General features: G+C 70.7%; 9 protein-coding genes. 1 reads left to right on the top strand and 8 read right to left on the bottom strand.

What is annotated here, in order from left to right; translation table 11 throughout:
• The 7 genes from ON19_RS26760 to ON19_RS26790 all read right to left on the bottom strand — a co-directional run.
• Positions 1 to 9,501 (bottom strand): non-ribosomal peptide synthetase (locus ON19_RS26760; RefSeq protein ID WP_083899660.1); only part of this gene is annotated, 9,501 nt, incomplete at its 3' end.
• A gap of 372 nt (positions 9,502 to 9,873) precedes the next feature.
• Entirely contained in the window at positions 9,874 to 11,508 is a 1,635-nt protein-coding gene (lnt, locus tag ON19_RS26765) for an apolipoprotein N-acyltransferase (RefSeq protein WP_086006726.1), read from the bottom strand.
• Between the two features lie 1,704 nt (positions 11,509 to 13,212).
• Positions 13,213 to 14,811: an amidohydrolase gene (locus tag ON19_RS26770; protein ID WP_043698743.1), complete on the bottom strand. Its 1,599-nt coding sequence runs from the start codon at positions 14,809 to 14,811 to the stop codon at positions 13,213 to 13,215.
• A 40-nt stretch (positions 14,812 to 14,851) separates the two neighbouring features.
• Complete coding sequence (locus ON19_RS26775; protein ID WP_043698744.1) at positions 14,852 to 15,106, bottom strand: hypothetical protein; 255 nt, start codon at positions 15,104 to 15,106, stop codon at positions 14,852 to 14,854.
• Between the two features lie 57 nt (positions 15,107 to 15,163).
• On the bottom strand, positions 15,164 to 15,646 hold the full coding sequence (locus tag ON19_RS26780) for an FxsA family protein (protein WP_043698747.1): 483 nt from the start codon (positions 15,644 to 15,646) through the stop codon (positions 15,164 to 15,166).
• A 91-nt stretch (positions 15,647 to 15,737) separates the two neighbouring features.
• Positions 15,738 to 16,397: a response regulator gene (locus ON19_RS26785; protein WP_043698749.1), complete on the bottom strand. Its 660-nt coding sequence runs from the start codon at positions 16,395 to 16,397 to the stop codon at positions 15,738 to 15,740.
• Positions 16,398 to 16,533: 136 nt separating this feature from the next.
• The gene (locus ON19_RS26790; RefSeq protein ID WP_043698751.1) at positions 16,534 to 17,706 is read right to left on the bottom strand and encodes a sensor histidine kinase; all 1,173 of its coding nucleotides are present in this window, start codon (positions 17,704 to 17,706) and stop codon (positions 16,534 to 16,536) included.
• A gap of 118 nt (positions 17,707 to 17,824) precedes the next feature.
• On the opposite strand from ON19_RS26790, the gene ON19_RS26795 reads away from it, so the two are divergent.
• Positions 17,825 to 18,592: a TSUP family transporter gene (locus ON19_RS26795; RefSeq protein ID WP_043698753.1), complete on the top strand. Its 768-nt coding sequence runs from the start codon at positions 17,825 to 17,827 to the stop codon at positions 18,590 to 18,592.
• On the opposite strand, the gene ON19_RS26800 is transcribed toward ON19_RS26795, so the two are convergent.
• Positions 18,593 to 19,240 (bottom strand): TetR/AcrR family transcriptional regulator, encoded by a 648-nt coding sequence (locus tag ON19_RS26800; protein ID WP_227954715.1) that lies wholly within the window; start codon positions 19,238 to 19,240, stop codon positions 18,593 to 18,595.
• Positions 19,241 to 19,351 lie beyond the last annotated feature (111 nt).

The following is a 19,351-nucleotide window of genomic DNA, read 5'->3' on the forward strand; positions in this document are numbered from 1 at the left end:
GTTCGTCGCCGCGGCCAGCCGCGCGACGAGCTGCGTCGCCAGCAGCGAGTTCCCGCCGACGTCGAAGAAGCTGTCGTCGGCGCGCACGTCGTCCGCGCCGACCAGCTCGCCCATCACCGCGGCGACCAGGCGCTCGGTGTCGGTCCGCGGCTCGCGACCGGTCGAGTCCGCGAAGTGCGGGTCCGGCAGGGCGCTGATGTCCAGCTTCCCGACCGGAGTCAGCGGGATGGTGTCCAGCACCGTGATACCGGCGGGCACCATGTGCGCGGGCAGTCGGCGAGCGACGCAGGCGCGCAATTCCTCGGTGTCCGCCCCGGCCGCGCGGTCGGCCGGCTGGACGTAGGCGACGATCCGGTCGGCGCCCGCGATGCGGCGCACCTCGGTGTGCGCGAACCGCACGGACGGGTGTTCGCCGAGCACGGCGGTGATCTCGCCGAGTTCCACCCGGAAACCGCGCAGCTTCACCTGGTGGTCGCTGCGGCCGAGGTAGACCAGTTCGCCCGCGGCGGTCCAGCGCACCACGTCACCGGTCCGGTACATCCTGGCGCCCGCCGGGCCGTACGGGTCGGCGACGAATCGGGTGGCGGTGAGCCCGAAGCGGTCGAAGTAACCGCGGGCGACGCCGTGCCCGGCGAGGTACAACTCTCCGGGGACGCCGACGGGCACCGGCCGCAACCGCTCGTCGAGCACCAATCCCTGGGCGCCACGCACCAGGCTGCCGATCGTGATCGGCTCGCCCGCGCGCATCGGACCGGAGATCGTGATGACGACCGTGGTCTCGGTGGGCCCGTACACATCGGCCATCACGCGTCCCGGCGCCCAGCGCGCCACCAGATCCGGCGCCACCGCCTCGCCGCCGACCATGAGGGCGCGCACGTGCGGCAGCGGCCAGCGTTCGTGGTCGATCGTGGCCAGCGCGGCCGGGGTCATGAAGCCGTGCGACACCCGTTCGCGCTCCATCAGCGCGGCCAGTTCGTCGCCGCCGTAGATGTCGGTCGGGCAGATCACCATCGCCGCACCGGCGCCCAGCGCGATCAGCAGATCCAGGATCGCCGCGTCGAAACTCGGCGTCGCGAAATGCAGTGTGCGCGAGTGCTCGTCCACACCGATACGGTCGCGGATCTCGTCGGCCAGGTTGGACAGGCCACCGTGGGTCACCGCGACGCCCTTGGGCGTTCCGGTGGATCCCGAGGTGTAGACCAGGTAGGCCAGATCGGCGACCTGGATGGTGCGTGAGCGCTCGTGGTCGTGGATCGGGGCGTCGTCGTGTCCATCGAGTTCGGCGGCGAACTCGGGGCGGTCCAGCAGCAACCACTCGGTGTGGCGCTGCGCGGGAGCGCCCGCGCGCAGTTGTCGCACCTGCGCCGACACGGTGACACCGGTCGCGCAACCGGAGTCGGCGAGCATGTGCTGGATGCGGTCGGCGGGGTACTTCGGGTCAACCGGCACGAACGCCGCGCCGGACTTCGCCGCGGCCAGCATCGCCACCACCGAGTCGATCGAGCGGACGAGTCCGAGCGCCACGCGGGTGCCGGGACCGAGTCCGCGCGCGATCAGCGCGCGCGCCAGCTGATTCGAGCGCCGGTCGAGTTCGGAGTAGGTGAGCGAGGTCGTGCCCGCGCAGAGCGCCGTGTTGTGCGGATACCGCTGCGCGGTGGCGGTGAAGTACGCCGCCAGGGTGGACGGCGTGGCCGCCTGCCCGCCACGCGCGGGGGCGAGGGTACGGCGCTCGTGATCGGTGCGCGCGTCGACGTCGCGGACCAGCACACGCGGATCGCCGGTGACGGCGGTGAGCACGCGCAGGAACCGGTCGGCCAGCGTCTCGATCGTCCGTGCGTCGAAAAGCTCGGTGGCGTAGACGAATTCGAAGATGCTGTCCGACTCGCCCGGGAGCGAGCCCGGATCGACGGCGTCGTTCGAGACGCGCAGCTCCAGGTCGAATTTCGCCAGGGCGATGTCCAACGGCTCCGCGCGCAGCGCGAGGCCGGGCAGTTCCAGCGTCGGCGCCGGGCCGTCCTGCACGCTCAGCGCCACCTGGAACAGCGGGTGACGGCCCGAGGAGCGTGCCTCGGAACCGAGTTCCTCCACGATGCGCTCGAACGGGATGTCGGCATGCGCCATGGCGGCCAGTTCGGTGTCCCGGTCGGTGCGCAGCAAGTCGGCGAAGCTGCGATCCGGATGCACGTCCGAACGCAGCACCAACGTGTTCACGAACATGCCGACGAGCTCGTCGAGCTTGGTGTCGTTACGGCCCGCTACCGGGGTGCCGATCACGATGTCGCGACCGCCGGTGACGCAGCGCAGCAGCACCGCGAACGCCGATCGCAGCACCATGAAGTTGCTGACGCCCTGATCGCGGGCCAACCCGGCGAGCCCGCGCCGCACGTACTCCGGCACCGTGAAGCGCACGGTCCCGGCCTGCTGAGTGGGCTCGAGCGGGCGCGGCCGATCGTAAGGCAGCGGCAACTGGTCGGGGATGTCCGCCAGTGCGGTGCGCCAATACGCCAGCTGGGTCGCCGCCGCGCTGTCCGGATCGGCTTCCGAGCCGAGGCAGGCACGCTGCCACAGGCCGAAGTCGGCGTACTGCACCGGAAGCGGTGTCCAAGACGGCGCGTCGCCCTCGTGGCGTGCGGCGTAAGCGGCGGCCAGATCCCTGGTCAGCGGGCCGAGCGACCAGCCGTCGGCGGCGATGTGATGCACCACCACACCGAGCAGGTGCCGCCCGGGCGCGGTGCGCAGCAGCGACAGACGCACCGGCGGCTGCGTGGTGAGATCGAAGCCGCTGTGCGCCAACGCCTCCAGCGCGGCCTTCGCGCCGGAGTCGTCGATGTCGGTGATTGCCAGCTCCGGCAGAGCGCGCTCGACCGGCAGCACCACCTGCTGAGGACCGTCCGCGTCCTCCGGGAAGACGGTGCGCAGCACTTCGTGCCGCCGCACCACGTCGGTGAGCGCTTCCCGCAGTGCGGGCACGTCCAGATCACCGGCGACGCGGATCACGAAAGCGATGTTGTAGGCACTCGATTCGGGCGCATAGCGGTTGAGGAACCACAAACGCTGCTGCGGCAGCGACAATGGGATACGTCCCGGACGCGGGGTCTGCACCGCCAGCGCCGGCCGCTGCGTCCGGGGCGCTCGATCCAGTTGCGCGGCGACCCCGGCGACCGTGGGCGCTTCGAAGATCGACCGCACCGGCAGCTCGACACCGAACTCCGCGTGCACCGCGGCGGCGAGGCGGGTGGCCAGCAGCGAGTTGCCACCGAGGTCGAAGAAGCTGTCCTCGGCTCCGGTGACCGGGCGGCCGAGCACTCCGCCGAACACGCCCGCCAGGCTCCGCTCCAGCTCGGTGGCGGGCGCGCGAGACGACCCGGCGGCGGCGAACACCGGCTCCGGCAACGCCTTTCGGTCCAGCTTGCCCGCCGGGGTGACCGGGATCTCGTCGAGCACCGCCACCGACGCGGGCACCATGTAACCGGGCAGCCGCCGACGCGCGGTCTCCAGCACCTCCTGCGGCTCGACCGGCCGGTCGGCCGTGACATACGCCGCGAGCCGCACATGGCCGCGCTCGTCGGTGTGCACCACCGTCAGCGCGAACCGGACGCCCGGATGCGTACGCAGAACGTTGTCGATCTCGCGCAGTTCGATGCGGAACCCGCGGATCTTGATCTGGTCGTCCGCGCGTCCGAGGAAACGCAGCTGCCCCGACCGCTGCATGACGACCAGGTCGCCTGTGCGGTACATCCGCTCGCAGCGCCTGCCGTGCGGGTTGGCCACGAACCGCTGCGCGGTCAGGCCGAAACGCCCGTGGTAGCCGCGGGCCAGGCCGGGGCCGGACACGTACAGCTCACCCGGCGTGCCCGGCGGCACCGGATGCAGACGACCGTCCAGCACGAACAGTCGCATGCCCCGGACGGGCATACCGAGCGGCACCGGACCGCCCGCCGCCATCGGACCGCTCGCGGTGGCCGCGACGGTGGCCTCCGAGGGACCGTACATGTTGTGCATGCGGTGCCCGGTGGTCCAGGTCTCGACGAGTTCCTCCGAGCAGGCGTCACCGCCGACGATGACCGTCTCCAGCTCGTCGAGTCCCTCGTTCGGCACGGTGGCCAGCGCGGCGGGGGTGACGAAGGCGTGGGTGACTCGCTCCTCGCGCAGCAGTGTGGCCAGCTCGGCGCCGCCGTACATGCCCCTGGGGGCGATCACCATCGTGGCGCCCGCGGCGAAGCCGAGCAGCATCTCCAATACCGACGCGTCGAAGCTGGGCGAGGAGAAGTGCAGGGTGCGCGCCGCATCCGTGATACCGAACAGATAGTTCTGCTCACCGGCGAGAGAGGCGATGCCCGCGTGGGTGACCACCACCGCCTTGGGTGTTCCGGTGGAGCCAGAGGTGTAGATGAGGTATGCCGGGTGGCTCACCCGCATCGGGTGATGGCGCTCGTCGTCGGTGATCGGATCCGCGGAATGTCCCGCGAGTTCGGCGGTCAGCTGGTCGGAGCCGAGAACCAGCCAGTCGACATGGGCCTTGCGGTGTTTGCCCCGCGCCGCGGGCCAGGCGGGCATGGCGGCGAGGCATTCGGGGTCGGTCAGCCCGAGCATCGCGCCGGAGTCGCCGATCATGTGCGCGATCCGCTCACCGGGGTAGCTCGGATCGATCGGCACATACGCCGCACCGGTTTTGGCGACCGCCCATACCGCGGTGATCGCGTCGAGACCGCGCGGCAACGCGATCGCGACGACCGTCTCGGGACCGGCGCCGTGCTCGATGAGGGCGCGCGCCAGCGCGTTCGATCGCTCGTCGAGTTCGCGGTAGGTGGTGTCGGCGCCGAGGTAGCGCACCGCCACCGCCTCCGGTAACCGGCGCGCGGTGGCGGTCAGCAAGGTGGCCAGCGTGATCGGCGGCTCGGCGGGTGCGCCCGCGATGGGCACCAGGTTCTCGGTCTCCCTGCGGTCCAGGATCGGCAGATCGCCCACCGGCAGTTCGGGGGCGGCCACGCCGCCCGCCAGCACCGCGATGAACCGGCGGGCGAACGACTGGATCGTGGAGTGATCGAAAACATCCGTGGTGTAACCGAATTCGGCCGACAGCGGTCCGTCGCCCGAGTCGTCGTGGACGACCAACTGCAAGTCGAACTTGGCCACGTCCGAGGCGATCGGCAGCACCTCGGCGCGCACACCGGGCAGATCTATCCGCAGATCCGGCGCGTGGTCGTAGGACAGCATCACCTGGAACAGCGGGTGGCGCGCCGGGGAACGCTCCGGGTTGACCAGATCGACCAGCCGCTCGAACGGCACGTCGGCGTTGGCGAAGGCGTTGAGATCGGTCTCCCGCACCACGTCGAGCATCCGATCGAAGCCGGCCGCCGGGTCGACCGCGGTGCGCAGAACGAGCGTGTTGACGAACATGCCGACGAGATCGTCGAGCGCCGGATCGGAACGGCCTGCGATCGGGGTGCCGATCGCGACGTCACCGCTCGCGCACAGCCGCGACAGGAGCGTCGCCAGCGCCGCGTGCAGCACCATGAACATGCTCACGCCCCGGCTGGCCGCGAGTTCGATTGCGGCGCGGCGGATCTCGGCGGGAATGGTGAACTCGACCCGGCCGCCGACGGTCGATCTGTGCAGTGGGCGCGGACGGTCCAGTGGTAGGTCGAGCTGCTCGGGAAGCCCGGCCAGCGCCGAGCGCCAGTGCGTCAGCTGGCGGCTGAGCGCACTGGCCGGATCCGTTTCCTCGCCGAGCAATTCGCGCTGCCAGAGCGCGAAATCGGCATACTGCACCGGCAGCTGGGTCCACTGCGGCGCGACGCCCTTCGCGCGCGCCGCCACCGCCGTCATCAGGTCTTTGGCCAACGGCGCGATGGACCATCCGTCACCGCAGATGTGATGCAGGACGATGAGGAAGACGTGCCGTTGCGGACCGGTGCGGTAGAGCGCCACCCGGACGGGGGCCTGGCTGCGCAGGTCGAAGCCGTAGCCGGCGAACTCGGTCGCCAATCCGGCCACGTCGTCGGCCGTGGCGTCGATGGGGTCGAGGGTCAGCGGGATCGCCTGCGCCGGGTGGATCAGCTGGTAGGGCCCTTCCGGCGACTCCGGGAATGTGGTCCGCAGGCTCTCGTGCCGCTCGATGACGTCGACGAGGCCCGCGCGCAACGCGGCCACGTCCAGTGGCCCTTCCACCTCGACGGCCAGCGGCATGTTGTACGCGGCGGCGTGTTCGGAGAACCGGTTCAGGATCCACAGCCGCTGTTGCGCCTGGGACAGCGGAATGCGCTCGGGCCGCTCGGCGGGCGCCAGCCGCGGCGAGGAGGCGTCGACGGTCTGTGTCGCGAAACGCTGGGTGAGTGCCTCGATCGTCGCGGCCTCGAACAGGTCCCGGATGGTCAGCGCGGTGCCGAGGGCGGCGTTGATCCTGGCCACCGCCCGCGCGGCGATGAGCGAATTGCCGCCCATGTCGAAGAAGTTGTCCTCGATGCCGACGTCGGTGTCGAGTACCTCGGCGAAGATGCCCGCCAGTACCCGCTCGACCTCGGTGCGCGGTTCGGCGATCGGCCGGATCGAGCGCGCGCCGGTCACGGGGGCGGGCAGCGCCTTGCGATCGATCTTGCCGTTGGCGCTCAGTGGTAGCTCGTCGAGTTCCATCAGCGTGGAAGGCACCATGTACCCGGGCAGCGTGTGGCGCAGGGTGGTCAGCAGCGCGGCCGTGTCCAGCCGGGCGTCGTCGTCCTCGTGCTTGGCCGCGACCACATAGGCGACCAGCTCGTCCCCGGTGCGTCCGGTGTGCGCCACGCACACCGCGCGAGCGACCTTCGGGTCGTCGAGCAGGGCGGACTCGACCTCACCGAGCTCGATGCGCAGACCACGGATCTTGACCTGGAAGTCGCTGCGGCCCAGGTATTCCAGCACACCCGGCTCGGCGGCGGAGCGGCCGATCTGCCAGCGCGCCAGGTCACCGGTGCGATACATCCGCGCGCCGGGGGTGAAGGGGTTGGCCACGAAACGGTCCGCGGTCAGCCGCGGCTGACCCAGATAGCCACGGGCCAGCTGCACACCGGCGAGGTACAGTTCGCCGACCACGCCGGGCGGGACGGGCTGCAACCGGTCGTCCAGCACGTAGGTCTGGGTGTTCCACACCGGCGAGCCGATCGGCACGGCGCTCGCGTCCGGCGGGCACGCCCAGTAGGTGACGTCCACGGCGGCCTCGGTCGGGCCGTACAGGTTGTGCAGTTCGGCGGCGGGTAACGCCGCGTAGAACTCCCGCACCGCCGCGGCGGGCAGCGCCTCGCCGCTGCAGAACACCCGGTGCAGGCAGGCGCAGCCGCCCAGATCCGCCTCGGTGACGAACACCGAGAGCATGGACGGCACGAAATGCGCTGTCGTGATGTCTTTTTCGGCGATGATCCGCGCGAGGTACGCCGGGTCGCGGTGGCCGTCCGGGGCGGCGACGACCAGGCGCGCCCCGATCTGTAAGGGCCAGAAGAACTCCCATACCGAGACGTCGAAGGTGGCGGGGGTCTTCTGCAGCACCGCGTCGACGCGCTCCAACGGATACTCGTGCTGCATCCAGCGCAGGCGGTTGACGATCGCGGCGTGCGTCACGCCGACACCCTTGGGCGTTCCGGTCGATCCGGAGGTGAAGATCACGTACGCGAGATGGTCGGGGCGCAGTTCGGCCCTGCGGTCGGCGTCGGTGACCGGCGCGTCGTCGAATTCCGCCACCCGCGCGGTGTCGATGTCCAGCCGGGTGGCGATCGCGGGCAGCTCGACCTTGTCGCGGGCCGCGGTGAGCACGCACAGCGGCCGGGCCTGGCGCACGATCTGCCCGATCCGCTCGGCGGGGTGCTCGGGGTCCAGCGGCAGGTAGGCCGCGCCCGCTTTGACGATCGCGTACATGCCGACCACCAGCTCGATGCTCCGGCGCAGGCACAGGCCGACCGTCGTGTCGGGCCCGGCGCCGCGCTCGATGAGCAGCCGGGCCAGGCGGTTGGCGCGCGCGTCGAGTTCGGCGTAGGTCAGCGCCTCGTCGCCGAATTCCAGCGCGACGGCGTGCGGATCGGACGCGACCCGCTCGGCGAACAGGCTCGCCAGCGTACCGTCTTGCCGGGGCGCCTCGGTGGCGTTCCACCCGTCCACCACCCACTGCCGCTCGGCGCCGGTGATCGCGGCCAGCGACTCGGCGGGTGTCGTCGCCTCGGCCGCCAGGAACCGCCCGAGGAAGTCCAGGTAGCGCGCGTGATGCACGCTGACCTCCGCCTCGCCGTAGAGCCGGGGGTTGGCTTCGAAGTCGACGTGCAAGCGTCCGCCCGCGCCGTTGTAGACGTTGACCGAGAGGTCTTCCACCGGGCCGGTGGCCAGCACGTGCATGGAGCCGACCAGGCTGCCGAAACGCAGCTCGTCGTGGAACAGCATCAGGTTGACCATCGGGCCGAAGAATCCGCGGGCGTCGCGGGAGTAGCCGCTGTCGCGCCGGATGTCGTCGTGCCGGTAGCGCTGATGACGCAAGGCCCCGGTGATCTGCAGCTCGGCCGCCTTCACCAGGTCGCCGATCGTGGTCGTCTCGTCGAACTTCAGCCGGATCGGCACGACGTTGGAGATCACGCCCGCCGAGCGGCGCAGCGACACCGTGGTGCGCGCCGAGACCGGCAGGCTCAGGACCACGTCCGAGTTGCCCGTCACCGACCGCACGTAGGCGGCCAGCGCCGCGACGAACATCGCCGAGTCGGTCGTGTTCCACGCGCTGGTCGCCGCGCCGATCGCGGCATGCTGTTCGTCGTCGAGCACGGCGGTGGCCAGCCTGCGGCCCGCGTCGTGGGTGGCCGTGCCGAGCCGGGCGCCGCCCAGGCTCACCGGCTCGCCCACACCCGAGAGCTGCCCGAGCCAGTACTCGCGATCGTTCTGGAAGCGGCTCGAGTCGTGGTAGCGCGCCTCGTCGGCGTAGATCTCGGCCAGCGGCGTCGCCCGCGAGGCGACCGGCTCGGTCTGGTTCTCCAGCGCGGAGTAGATCTCCGCGGTACGGGTGAGCGCGTTCATCGCGCCATAGCCGTCGATGACGATGTGGTGGGCGTACGAGTACCAGATGTAGTCGGCGTCGCCGATCCGCAGGACGGCGTTGGAGGTCAGCGGGTCGCGTTCCAGGTCGATCGGCGCGCTCGTGTGCTCGTGCATCCAGCGCAGCGCCGCGGCGTACGGATCGGTCTCGCCGCGCAGGTCGATGCGGACCCAGCCCGGCCGGTGGACCGGATCCACGATCTGATACGGAGTGCCATTCTCCTCTACCAGGCGAACCTGACCCACCTGCGTCTCGGCACCGAAACGCTCGATCGCGTACAGCAGCCGTCCCTCGTCCAAGTCACCGTGGATCTCCACGTACTGGGAGATCGTCAACGGTACGTCGGGACGAATGCGCTGCGCGTACCAGAGAGCTGTCTGCGCGGGCGACAGAGCAAACGGTTGTGCCGAAAATTCGCCGGATGAACATTGGTCGACGCGATCCGTGGCCAATGAACTCATCAATCACTCCGTTCTGCCGCTGTTGACGCAACTCCCCGAGCACCGCTCCAGCAAGCGCACGCGCGCCAGCCGGAGGACGTGATCCACGCCCTATGATTCGGAGCGTCGCATCAGCCGGATTGCCGACGTTTTGGATTTGTTTCACATCCAACGTCCTTGGCAGAAGGCCACTTTGGTTGGTTACATTTCCGCAAACATTGCGACTCAACTAGGTCGATCCGAAGCAAAACGGGTCCTGACCAGACTGTTCGATGGTAGGCCGCAGATCACTTCCGTTGTCAAGCGAACAGTGCGCAACTCAATTCCGCACCTTTACTTTCGGGGCGGTGGGGGCAAGAACATACCGAATGTTCGGTTATCGAGATTCGGCAGCTATCGTCCGCCGACGGCTCGACGGCCGGTGCGCGCCGATCGCCGCCGGATGCCCGCGGCCAGCGCGGCGGCAGCGGTCAGAATAACGAAAATCCGCTCCGGCGCAGGGCCTATTCGTGTTGCGAGAGTGGTGTCGTCGCGCAGTGGAAGCTCCGCGACCAGAGCGGCTGGGACGAATAACGCGGTTTCCTGCCGCACGCTGCCGTCGGCGGCAATAATGGCGCTGACACCCGACGTGGCCGCGACGACCAGCGCTCTACCGTGCTCGACGGCACGGATGCGGGACATGGCCAGCTGCTGATAGGTCATCTCGCTGTCGCCGAAGGTCGCGTTGTTCGTCGGTACCGTGAGCAGTTGGGCACCGGCTCGCATCGCGTCTTCGAACGACCGGTCGAAGGCCACCTCATAGCACGTCGCGACACCGATGTCGATACCCGCTGCCCGTACCACACCGTCACCATTCCCCGGCACGAAATACCCCGCGCGATCAGCGTATTCGGAGAAAAGCCGGAAGAAACTCCGCATCGGCAGATATTCGCCGAAAGGCTGGATGATCTTTTTGTCGTGCCGCTCACCGGGGCCTGCGGCGCCGTTCCACACCATCACCGAGTTGGTCGTGGTCCGATCCGAGTTGATCAGCACCGCCCCGACCAGGATGGGCGTGCCGATCCGCTCGGAGGCCGCGGTGATCAGGGCGGCGGCGTCGGCGTTACGCAACGGGTCGATGTCCGAGGAGTTCTCCGGCCAGATCACCACATCGGGGCGCGGCGCGCGGCCCGCGGCCACCTCGGCGGCCAGTTCTTCGGTGCGCCGAGCGTGGTTGTCCAGCACGGCCCGTCGCTGCGCGTTGAAATCCAGCCCGAGGCGCGGCACGCTGCCCTGGATCGCCGCGACCGTGACCGTTCTGTCGCCCTTGTCCGGATCGGGCAGCGCGGACCGGAGCAGCAGACCGGCGAGCGGCATGACGAGCAGGGTGAAAGCCACAGCGGCGTACCCGAGTCGGGTCACTGGGGTGCGTCCGCTCGCAGCGGCCGGTCCGGAACCGCCGGTCTCGGGATCGGCGGTTCGAGGCCCGTCACCGGCGGCGCGAGAAGACCACAGCAGGCAGACCAACGCCGCCGCTGCGGTTCCGGTGAGCGCGACGGCGAACCCGACCAGCGGGGCGCCGCCCACCGCCGCCAGCGACAAGAACCAGCCGTCGGCTTGGCCGAAGGCCAAACGGCCCCAGGGAAATCCACCGAACGGGAAGCTGGACCTGCCCCACTCGGCCGTGGTCCAGGCCAAAGCCACCCACAGCGGCCAGCCGGGCAGCGCGCCGACGAGCCGGGCGAGCAGGCCGAACAGGCCCAGGTGCAGCGCACAGGCGGTGGACAGCGCCAGCCACGGCGCCGGCCCGACATAGATGCCGGTCCACGGCAGCAGCGGGACGAAAAATGCCAGCCCCGCCAGGAATCCGTACCCGAAGCCCGCCCGCAGACGACCGTCACCGCGTACGGTGAGGGTCAGCGCCGCGACGCCCAGCGGCGCGAGAAACCACCAGGGCCGAGGCGGGAAGCTGCCGAACAGCAGCAGGCCCGCGCAGATCGCAGACGCCGCGCGCGCCGCCACGGGGTGGTCGCGGACCACCGCGGACATCCGCCGCATCAACTCGCGCACCCGCTCTCGCACCATCACTCGGCCACTGTCCGCCATCGGACCGGGCACCGCCAGTCGGCCCTTGACCGCGCCGATCGACCCGACGCAGGCATCGGACGCGAGCGAGCGCAGGTCCGCCACTCGACGCATCTCGCGCTTCCGGCAATGACATTCGTCACACGGAACATCAAGGCCGCCAAAGCCCGCATACGCACGGAAGCCTCGGCGCACCGGTCGAACCGCATCGATCGAGTGGCGAGTTCACGCCGCACGACCGACTCGGCGAAGGCACGGCACAGAAGACCGCGCGCCTGTGCCGTGAACGAGTCATCAGGTGTCCACTCGTTCATCGCCGCTCGCCATCGGATCGTTAACTGCCGCCTGCGCGATGTCGGCTCCCCGCCCGGCCTCTGCCGGACAAACCGGCACCGCGCGGCCGAAATCAGCGAACCGGCGCCCTGCGACCGCGCTGGGCGATCGAACCGCCCGGCCGCAAGATACTGCCGGTCCGCCCGGCAGACGACGGACGCACACCACAGTGGATGCCAGCCGGCAGCCCGGATTAGTCCCGCCGTTACCCGATCGGCATCGCAACGCCGCGGCGCCGTGATTCGGTGCTCAGCAGGCATTCGCCACGGCGGCAACTTCAGCCGATCGACCGCGCACCCGCCGCCGCTGCCCGAGGCTCCCACTCTGGCACGCAGTGCCACTTCGCTCCTCGCGGTCGTGCGGAACCACGCCGCGGCGGACATTCCGCGGGCCGAGTTCCGTGGAGCGGCCGGGAGCGGATCGCACGGCGTCCGCCGACCGCACGCCGTGCGCCGCCGCACCATAATCCCCTCTACGGCAGTCGTTCGAACCGGGGCGGAAGTCCGTCTGCGGACGTGACGACTCGGCCGCGATATCGACGATTCGGGGGCCGGATGCCACTTCGGGCGGGCTCGCCACCAGACCGTGCGAGTCCGGCCGCACGACGTTCTTGTCGCAACGGACAGACGGCACATCCTGGACTCCCCCACTGCCGGCGCCCCGCAGTCGCGCCTAGCTGCCCCGCGATCACATCTGCGAAACCTGGTTACCGCCCGGCGAAGACGCACGCCGCCGCGCAGACCCCGAGTGCGCCGGTTACCGCCCGCAAGCGCTTGCGCACCCGAGTTCGATCGCCTGGCCATCGCCGGAGGGAGGCCCGATCTCCGTCGTCCGGCCGACCCGCGACTCCCGGCAGAACGAGCCTCGGCCGTGGGCGAGCGCCCATTCGACCCACGCGAGGGCGGGTGTCCGGGGTCTATGGCGGGGGCCGGTCGGGCCCATGCAGGCCGCGCGGTTGCAGGTAACCGGCCGGTCGCGATCCGCCCGGACACGCTCCGATATCCGGGCACCGAACGGCGCTGCGGAAGGTCTGCGGCCGAGAACAGCCCGTCATGAGAACGCCCCGCACCCCGGCCGGAGTGGCGGCCCACGCTCGCACGGCGTCGAGCCGCGGGCAGGCACGCGGCGAGCGTCGAGGAACGCCGATGCGGAAGGTCTGCGGCCGAGAACAGCCCGTCATGAGAACGCCCCGCACCCCGGCCGGGGTGGCGACCCACGCTCGGACGGCGTCGAGCCGCGGGCAGGCGCGCGGCGAGCCGATCACGCATGTCCCGGCGCACCCGAATGCCGGGCACGAGACGGTCGCGAGCCGCGCTCGGCTCCGCGAGCGCTCGCTCACTTCGCATAGATCGTCGCTCCCCGGTGCACGGTGCGCAGGCAGGTTGGCAGCGGCGCATCCGGTCCCAGCGCGGGCAGCCCTGGTACCCGCGACCGCGGGTCGGTGGACCAGCGCTGCACCGAGTCGGCGGCCGCGGCGACGACGAGTTCGGCCGCGTCCCAGATCGCATAGGAGGCGGGGGCGCCGGGTACCAGGGTGCCCGCCATGCCGTCGCGGACTCCGCCCGCACGCCATGCGCCCCGGGTGGCCGCGGCGAAGGCCGCACGGGGGGACAAGCCGTGGCCGGGCGTGCGATGGTTGGCCGCCGCCCGCACCGCCGCCCAGGGATCCAGCGCGGTGACCGGAGCGTCGGAGCCGATCGCCAAGGCGACGCCCGCGGAAGCCATGGCGGCGAAAGGATTCAGCGCGGCGGCGCGATCGGCGCCGAGCCGCGCGGCGTACATGCCGTCCGGCCCGCCCCACGCCGCGTCGAATCCCGGTTGCACACTGGCGATCACACCCCAGCGCGCGAGCTGCGCGATGTGCTCGCCGTCGATCAGCTCGGCGTGTTCGACCCGGTGCCCGAGCGCCGCGACCGCGGGGCCGCCGAGTTCGGCGGCCACCCGTTCGATACCGGCGACGACCGCGTCCATGGCGGCGTCGCCGATCACGTGGAATCCGGCCTGGATACCGGCGACGGTGCAGGCGCGGACATGGTCGGTGATCGCATCGGCGTCGAGATAGCTTCGGCCGCAACCGATCTCGTCGGCATAGGGCGCCCGCAACCATGCGGTGTGCGAACCGAAGGACCCATCCACGAACAGGTCGCCGCCGAGGGCGTGTACGCCGAGTTCCTCGATCAGGGCGCGGGCCTGTTCGGCGCTGCGCACCGCCTCGCCCCAATAGGCCCTGACCTCGACGCCGTGTTCGAACTCGAGCAGTTCGCGAACGTCGTTGCGGCCGGCGATCTCCGGGCCCGCGCATTCGTGGACGGCGACGACGCCACGCGCGGCGGCATGGTCCAGTGCCGCGGCGCGCGCTCTATCCCGTTGCGCCCGGGAGAGTTCGGCGAGCGCGGCGGTGCGCACGAGGTGGTGGGCGGCGGCACGCACGGGTTCGCCACGGGTGAATCCGTCGGTCGCGGCCAGCCCGGGCAGCGTGTCCAGCAGCGCCGAGGACGCCACCGCGGAGTGCGCGTCAACCCGCGACAGGTAGACGAGCCGACCGGCACCCGCCGCCGCGTCGATCTCCGCCACGGTGGGTGGCCGACCCTCCGGCCAGGTGGTTTCGTCCCAGCCGTCGCCCAGCACGGCGCCGTCCGGGTGCGCCTCGGCGAACTCGCGCAGCAGCCCCAGGCAGTGCGCGAGCGAGCGCGCGGCCGACAGGTCGAGCCCGGTCAGCTTCAGGCCCAGTGCCGTGACGTGCACGTGCGGGTCGACGAACGCGGGCGCGACGAAGGCGCCGTCGAGGTCGACGATCTCGGCGTCCGGGTGCAGCGCACGACCGGGTTGCTCGGCGCCCAGCCAGACGACGGTCCCGTCGCTCACCGCCATCGCCGTGGCGTCGGGTGAACTGGCACTGTAGAAACGGCCGCCGATCAGCAACTGGGTACTCACGGGGCATCAGTCTGCCGTATGCCCGATGCGGCGGTTTCGGTCAGCCGTGCAGACTCCGATGGCGCGCCAGATCCTCCGGCTGCGCCAGCACCGCCATCACCTCCGCGTACTCCGGCGGCGCACCACCGGTCCCACTGGACGCCGCGGGCAGGCAGCCCGCCTCCACGGCGATCAGCTCCAGCCGCAGCGCAGCGGCGGTGAATCCGGAAATCGACTGTCCCGCACTGGCCGCCGCGCGTTTCACCGCGGCAGCCAGCTCCTCGCTCACCGTGACGGTGAGTTGCTCGGTGGCCATCGCGTCACGATAGCCCTTCGCGCCGTCAGGCGGAACCGGGGACAGCCGAGTTCACGCTCAGGACGGAGTGATCGCGCGGCGCGCGGTGCCCTGACCGTCGTCGTACCACTGCCCCACGACGACGCCGTCGACCACCTCACCCGCGTCGACGACCACGCCCCGGTAGGGTGCGGCGGCGGCGAGCCTGCGGAAGCGCCGCGCGGCCAGCGCCGTGACCAGCGGACGCAGCAGCGAGCGCGTCGGAGGCAGCAGCAGAAGCAGGCCGAACAGCGAGGTGACCAGGCCGGGCACGAACATCAGCACCCCACCCGCCGCGACCAGGGCGCCGTCGGCCACGGCGGTGCCGGGCGCCACTTCGCCGCGGGCGGCCCGGCGGAACTGCTCGAAAACCCGCCGTCCCTGCGCGCCGACCAGCAGCATGCCCGCGGCCGACCCGGCGATCAGCACCAGAACGGTCGGCAGCACGCCGATCAGCTGACCGACCGCGACCAGTGCGGCGACTTCGACGACGACGTACAGCACGAACAACAGGGCGGGCATGGCGATCCTTTCGGACGATCTACCCGTTCAACGTCCCGGACCGGGGTTTTGCTCCCCGGCCCGTCTGATAAGTCGCTGAGATCCGCCCGCGTCAGCCGCCGGGCCGCACCAGGCCGGTCTCGTAGGCCAGCACGACGGCCTGAACCCGGTCGCGCAGACCGAGTTTGGTGAGCACCCGGCCCACATGGGTCTTGACCGTGGCCTCCGACAGGTACAACTGCTCGGCGATCTCGGCGTTGGAACGCCCGGCCGCGATCTGCTCGAGCACTTCACGCTCGCGGGCGGTGAGCACGTCGAGCACACCCGGGTCGCGGGTACGCGCGGGATTCTCCGCGATGAGCCGGTCCAGCAGACGTTTGGTGACCTTTGGCGAGACCACGGCGTCACCGGCGGCGACGCTGCGGATGGCCGAGACGAGATCCTCCGGCGGGGTGTCCTTCAACAGGAATCCGCTGGCCCCCGCGCGCAGCGCACCGAGCGCGTGCTCGTCCAGATCGAAGGTCGTCATGACGAGTACCCGGCTACCGTGTCCGGCCTCCACGATGCGGGTGGTGGCGACGACCCCGTCCACGACGGGCATCCGCACGTCCATCAGCACCACGTCCGGTCGCAGTTCCGCCGCTCGGGCGACGGCGGCGGCGCCGTTGGCCGCCTCGCCGATCACTTCGATGTCGGGATGCGCGCCGAGCACCATCTTCAACCCCATACGCATGAGTTCCTGGTCATCGACGACGAGAACGGTGATCGGCACGACCCCAATGTAACGTGGCCCCTCCGGCGCGCCGGGTGACCTGCGGTGCGACAGGCCTGGTCTCCGTGGCCCACTCGGGCCGAATCCTGCTGCGGCGCAGCGTTCTTCGCACCATTCGAGCGGCCGGTGCCCCGGCTCACTCCGCCGGACCGGGGTGCAGCGGGATGCTCGCGTGCACCCGCCAGGCTCCGTCGGCCGCGCGGCCCGCGTCGAGGCTGCCGCCCAGCACGGCGACCCGTTCGCGCATCCCGACCAAGCCGAGCCCGCTGCCCTGGATCCGCATGCCCGGTTCGGGCAGCGGCACCCCGCCGGTATCCGTGACATCGATCAGCACGTCGGCGTCGGTGCGGCGCACCCGGACCCACGCCTTGGGGTGCGGTCCGGCATGCCGCAGCGTGTTGGTCAGCGATTCCTGCACGATGCGATGCACACCGAGACTCACCTCGGGCGCTATGTCGTCTAGTTCACCGGTCAGCTCGAGTTCCACGGCCAGACCGGTGCCGCGCATCATCTCCACGACCTTGGCGATACCCGCGGTGCCGTGCTGGGGCAACTGGTCGGGAGCGTGCTCGGTGCGCAGCAGGGCCACGGTTCTGCGCAGTTCGCGCAGCGCTTCACGGCCGGTGCTCGCGATGGTGGTGAGCGCCTGTTCGGCCGCGTCGGGGTCGCGGCGCAGCGCGTACTTCGCGCCGTCGGCCTGCACGATGATCACGCTCACCGCGTGGGCGACCACATCGTGCAGTTCACGCGCGATGCGAGTGCGTTCGGCCGCGACGGCGTCGTGCGCGCGGCGATCCTTGTCGTAGTCGGCGACCGCAAGACGGGCCGCGACCTCCGCGTCATAGGCGTGCCGCGCTCCGATGAATTCCGCGAGCGTCCAGCACAAGGCGTAGAACATGGCGGTGAACACGATGTCGGGGCCGGAGGGTTTGCCGATCGCCACGATCGCGAGCGCGAGATCCACCGCCAGGCCCAGGCCGTACCACAGCCCGTCCCGCCTTCCCACGTAGGCGACCAGCGTGTACAGCATGATGCCGTGGGACAGCAGCGCGATGTGCTCGGCGTCGTCCTCGGCCAGGAAGCCCACCAGCGACGTCGTCAGCGACAGGGCCAAGGTGGCGGCCGCCATGGCTCGCGGGTACACCCGTCGCAGCACGACCGGCAGCGGAAGCAGCACACCGATGGCCAGGTAGGCGAGCTTGTTGTGCGCGTTGGCCACCCCGACGATCTCGAGCAGCAGGAGAATCGCCGCCAGCACCGAATCGGCCACGACAGGTTTGCCCCGGAGCCACAGACTGAAACGACGCACCGGATCAGCCTAGGTGCGCCCGGCACGCGGGCACGCCGACCCGGCGGAGTCCGCCCGCCGCGGACTGTCGCGCGGGCGCCCGGCAAGCTCCGGATCCGAGGTCTGGTTGTCTGGCGGGGTGGAGATCGGAGACTGGGCGGTTCTGTTGACGGCGGCGACGGCCGCCGGGTGGGTGGACGCGGTGGTGGGCGGCGGCGGGCTGATCGTCCTGCCGACGCTGTTCGTGGTGGCCCCCGGCATCGCGCCGCAGACCGCCCTGGGCACCAACAAGCTCGCCGCGGTCGCCGGGACGAGCGCCTCGGTGCTGACGTTCGCGCGCAAGGTGCCGATGCGCTGGCGGGTACTGCTGCCCGCGGCGGCGATCGCCGCGGGCGCGGCGGCGGTGGGCGCCGCCGCGGTCTCGCTGATCGATCGCGAGTTGTTCGTTCCGATCGTGATGGTGGTGCTGGTCGGCGTGGCGGTGTTCGTCACGCTGCGGCCGTCGATCGGCGTCACCTTGGCCACCCATCCGCCCACCAGGCGCAAGGTCGTCCTCACGGTGGCGCTGGCGGCGGGGCTGATCGGCTTCTACGACGGCCTGCTCGGGCCCGGTACCGGAACGTTCCTGATCATCACCTTCGCGACACTGCTCGGCACCGAGTTCGTGCGGGCCGCCGCCATGGCCAAGGTGATCAACTGCGGCTCGAACCTCGGCGCTCTGCTCTTCTTCGGCGCTACCGGGCACATCCTCTGGGCGCTCGGCGCGGGAATGGCCGTGGCGAACGTGCTCGGCGCCGTGGTCGGCGCGCGCATGGCATTGCGGAAGGGCGCCGAGTTCGTGCGCATCGTGCTGCTGGTGGTGGTGATCGGGATGGTGATCCGGTTGGGCTGGCAGCAGTTCGGCTGATCAGCCCACCGGTTCGGCGTGATGGGTGGCCAGCCAGGGTTCGAGCACCCGCGAGGTCGTCTCGTGAATCTTGCGGTGCAGCCGCTCGCCGTCCTCGACGCAGGCCACCGGTTGCTGGAACAACACCGTCAACGCACCCGACACCGCGCCGACGACCGCACCGACCAGTGCGGCGGCACCGACCTCGTCGAGTTCGGCGGGGAACGCCTTGTGCAACTGCCTGGCGATCTCACGCTGGGTGACCAGCTGGGCATGCGCGGCGCGCCCGCTCACCGCGGGCACGGTGCGCGACACCTGGGCGCGCAGCGCACCGATCCGGGCGTGGAGATCGTCGACGAGGTGCTCACCGGGGTTGTCGCCCGCCGCGCGCAACGCGCGCAGCAAGACCTCCACCGGGCGTTCCCCGGGGCGCCTGCTGGCGATCGCCGCCACCGCGGCGCGCACCCGCTCGTCCGACTCCGGGAAGAGCAGCTCTTCCTTGCTGGCGAAATAGTTGAAGAACGTGCGTGTGCCGACGTCCGCCGCGGCGGCGATGTCGGCCACCGTGGTCTCCTCGTAGCCTCTGGTCTCGAACAGCTCGGCTGCGGCCTCGAGGATGGCTCGGCGGGTACGTTCGCGTTTGCGGTCACGAAGGGGGGATGGCGGCACGCGCGCACAGTACGGCATCTTGCGAGCAACACGTCGGAAGCGCGAGTGTCGCGCGCGCCGTTCGCTCGGCGCCACTGGCACATTCCGTGCAAACCCGCACGCGATGCACTT

The organism is Nocardia abscessus NBRC 100374 (assembly GCF_000308455.1).
In the GTDB taxonomy this organism is placed as follows: Bacteria; Actinomycetota; Actinomycetes; order Mycobacteriales; family Mycobacteriaceae; genus Nocardia; species Nocardia abscessus.